This window comes from Mesorhizobium sp. M7A.F.Ca.CA.001.10.2.1 (assembly GCF_003998575.1).
Taxonomy (GTDB): domain Bacteria; phylum Pseudomonadota; class Alphaproteobacteria; order Rhizobiales; family Rhizobiaceae; genus Mesorhizobium.
This window is the reverse complement of the sequence record NZ_RZQY01000644.1, coordinates 1-3,507: the sequence shown is the minus strand read 5'-3', so window position 1 is coordinate 3,507 and position 3,507 is coordinate 1. Positions and strand designations below refer to the sequence as shown.

At 62.5% G+C, this 3,507-nt stretch carries 3 protein-coding genes and 1 pseudogene; 1 reads left to right on the top strand and 3 read right to left on the bottom strand.

Annotated elements, in window-relative coordinates; translation table 11 throughout:
- The 3 genes and pseudogenes from EN964_RS29110 to EN964_RS29100 form a co-directional block, all read right to left on the bottom strand.
- Positions 1-198 (bottom strand): annotated as a pseudogene (locus EN964_RS29110) (ribonuclease D); the annotation flags it as partial.
- A gap of 78 nt (positions 199-276) precedes the next feature.
- Entirely contained in the window at positions 277-1,518 is a 1,242-nt protein-coding gene (locus EN964_RS29105) for an MFS transporter (RefSeq protein WP_127273376.1), read from the bottom strand.
- Positions 1,519-1,652: 134 nt separating this feature from the next.
- A complete protein-coding gene (locus EN964_RS29100; RefSeq protein WP_127272769.1) occupies positions 1,653-2,570 on the bottom strand; it encodes a DMT family transporter in 918 nt (305 codons plus the stop codon).
- 92 nt (positions 2,571-2,662) lie between these two features.
- Between EN964_RS29100 and EN964_RS29095 the strand changes: the two genes are divergently transcribed.
- On the top strand, positions 2,663-3,507 hold an 845-nt coding region (locus EN964_RS29095; protein WP_127277047.1), incomplete at its 3' end, for a LysR substrate-binding domain-containing protein.

Genomic DNA, 3,507 nt, shown 5'->3' with positions numbered 1-3,507 from the left:
GAAGAACGGCTTCAGGTCGATATCGGGAGCCAGCGGATCGATCAACGCCGTCACGCCGGGTGCGGCCATCTGTATGAGGCACAGGATCGGCCAAAACGTCGTTTCTCGTATGAATTCGGTGTCGACGGTGACGAAATCCGACTTTTCGAAAGCGGCGAGAACGGTCTCGAGTTCTTTCTGGGTGGTGATGACGTGCATCAAATCGCTTTTGACAGGAGTAAGGTCTTCCTAGATTTCAGCCGCCGGGGCTTTCGTCAAGCTTTGGCACCGCCATCGTCAGGTTCCCGGACCATCGGAATCGTCGTTTCTCCTGGCCAGCCGCGCGAAAACCGTCGAAGTGCGCAGAAGCGCGGTGAAGCGGCCGCGCCTGCCTGCCGGCACACCGGACCGGGCCTGCATGCGGTAAAGGATGACGGCGATGAAGATCGCATAGACCACCGCGCTGAATACAAACAGGGCGCCCGGTCCGAAATATTGCATCGCCGTCGAGGCGGCGAACGGGCCGCCAATGGCGCCGAAGGAATAGAACAGCATCAGCGCCGCGTTGATCAGCACGAACTCGCCCGTGTCGGCGCGATCGTTCGAATGCGCCGCCGACAGCGAATAGAGCGGCATGGCGAAACAGCCGAAGATGAAGATGAGGATGAAGTTGAGCGCCGGATTGCTGCCGGCGATGAACACCAGCGCCAGCGCCGAAAGCATCGCGCAGCAGGTCGTGATCAAGAGCACGCGGCGCCGATCCCAGCGGTCGGAGAGGTAGCCAAGCGGATACTGGATGATGGCGCCGCCAAAGATGCCGACGCTGACGAAGGTGACGACATCGGCGACCGACATGCCGATCTGCTCGGCATAGACCGGCGACAAGGTGCGAAAGGCGCTGTTGGTGACGCCGACGGCGATGCAGCCGAAGCAGCCCAGCGGCGAAATCCGCCAGACGCGCGCCAGGTCGAGCTTGACCTCTTCGGGTGGTGCCGGGTTGGAGCGGTCGCCGAGCGACACCGGCACCAGCGACAAGGTGATCATCATCGACATGATGGCGAAGATGGCGAAACCGCCGGCGCCGAAGACCGGGATCAGGAACTGGGCTGATGTCACCGAACCGATGTCGACCATCCGGTAGATCGCCAGCACGCGTGCCCGGTCGTGATTGCCGACGCCGGAATTCAGCCAGCTTTCGACGATGGTGAACAGCCCGGCGAAGCAGAAGCCGCCAGCAAGGCGCACCGCGCACCACATCACCGGATCGATGACCAGCACCAGGAGCAAGGTGCCTACCGAGGCGATTGCCGCCAGCGCCGAAAATGCCCTGATATGGCCGACCGCCTTCATGATGCGGGTGATGGCCAGGCAGCCGAGCAGGAAGCCGGCGAAGTAGAAGGTGCCCATCAGGCCGATGTCGGAAGCCGAAAACCCTTCCTGCGCGCCGCGCAGCGCGATCAGCGTGCTCTGCAGCCCATTGCCGCCGAGCAAGATGCCGGCGGCGAGAAGAAGCGGGATCATCGGGCGGATGGAGGACATGAAGAGGCGATCACGTGTCGGTGATCCCTTCTTGGACCATCGCCCTGGCCAACGCCAGCAGCAATTCCCTGCGCCAACAGGGATGATCGCTGTATTCGCCTGGATTCGTTTCCCCCGTTTTGCTTGGTCAGCGCTCAGGGCTGCCTTCGACGTGACTGCCGATCGTCGGGCCACAGGCCAAGCCGCTCGGCTGCTCCCGTTGCGACGCCTATTCCTGCGAGGACTGCCATCAGCCCGACAATCAGGTTCGCGCTCACTTGTTCGCCCAGGAAGACAACACCGAAGATCGATGCCGTCACCGGATTCACCGCAACGGAGACGGCAACCAGTGTCGGCGGCGCGCGCTCGAGCGCGAATGCCCAAAGGAAGAAAATGAAGGCGCCGCAAATTATGGCCAGATAAGCGCTCGCGATCCACTGAGGTGCACTGAGAGTGGCAAGTCGCGCGAAGCCTCCGCTCGAAACCACCAGGACCGATAGGCAGACCGCGCCCACGCCCATGCCAAACGCCACGAACGGGATTGGCGCGGTGCGGGATAGAAATGGTCTCGACCAGACGTTGTAGAGCGCCATGCAGAAAGCGGCCGCGACCATGAGAAGATCTCCGCGCCAGGCATCTGGGGGAGCAGTCGTCAGGCTCGTGCCGAGCGCTACGGCCACTCCTGCCATTGCGATCAGCACACCGACGATCTTGCGGATGGTCGGCGGCTCGATCTTCAGAACTGCCGCGGCAAGCATGGTGAGCAGAGGCAGTGTCGAAAGCGCAAGCGCACCTCGCGCGGCCGTCGTGTAGACAAGGGCTCCATTGAAGAGCACCGGAAACAGCCCGAAGAACAGAAGACCCAATGCACCAGTGCCGAGCCAGTCGCTCTTCGGCGGCCACCTGTCTCGCCGCCAGAGAGCTACGGCGGCCAAAACCAGAAAGCCGCCGCCGAACCGGACCGCACCGATAGCGAGAGGATCGAGCGTGCCCGCGAGATATCGCGTTGCGCCAACGGCGGTGCCCCCGAAAGCGCTGGAGAGAATCGCGGCGAGCACTCCTGTGATTTCCATGGTTCCCGACCTTGCTGGCTCGGAACCGGGGATATCGGGAAGGCGGGCCATAAGGAATCGAATAAGCTCAATGAGTTTGATAACATTCCACTATGAGTATCCCGAATCTCGATCCGGACCTTCTGCGGGCCTTTGTCGTCGTTGCCGAGCGACTCTCGTTCACGCGAGCCGCCGAGCAGCTCAATAGAACGCAGGCGGCCGTCAGCTTGCAGGTGAAACGTCTTGAGGAGCGCATCGAGACCATCTTGTTCCGGCGCTCGACAGCCCGCGTTGAACTCACCGCCGCCGGGGAGGGCTTTCTGATCGATGCCCGCCGCATACTTGCTCTCAATGAGCAGGCGATTGCGCGTGTTTCCGGTCAGCAGGTGGCCGGACAGGTTCGAATCGGGGTCATGGAAGATTATGGCACCAAGATCCTGCCGCGCCTCCTTTCTGGCATCGCCGAGCGATTTCCGTTGGTGCAGGTCGAAATGGAGATTGGTCTTACCGCCCGGCTCCTGAAACGGCTTGGGTCCTCGTTCGACGCCGTCATCGCCATGCACCCGGAAGGTACGACCGAGGGAGATTTGATATGCCGCGAAAGGGCGATTTGGGCAGCGGCGGCGACGCGAGCCGTCGAGGAACTCGATCCGCTGCCCGTCGCTCTGTCGAGCCCCGATTGCCTGTTTCGTTCCTGGGCAATTGAGGCGCTCAACAAGGCAGGCCGGCCATGGCGATTGGCCTATGTCAGCCCGAGCCTCTCAGCCACGGAGGCAATTGTTGAACAGGGCCTGGCGGTCACCGTGGTCAAAGGCAGCATGCTTGCGCCTGGCCTGCGCGGCGTCCATCCAGGCCGCCATGTGCCGCCGCTGCCCGGGGCGGAGATTCGTCTTCACCGGGCGGAGACCTCTTCCGCCAACGCTTTACTGGTCGTCGATCACCTTGCCCATCGCCTCCG

What these genes read in the sequence shown, in the direction of transcription:
- EN964_RS29105 (WP_127273376.1), bottom strand. Translation starts at nt 1,518, where the DNA reads ATGTCCTCCATCCGCCCGATGATCCCGCTTCTTCTCGCCGCCGGCATC.
- EN964_RS29100 (WP_127272769.1), bottom strand. Translation starts at nt 2,570, where the DNA reads ATGGAAATCACAGGAGTGCTCGCCGCGATTCTCTCCAGCGCTTTCGGG.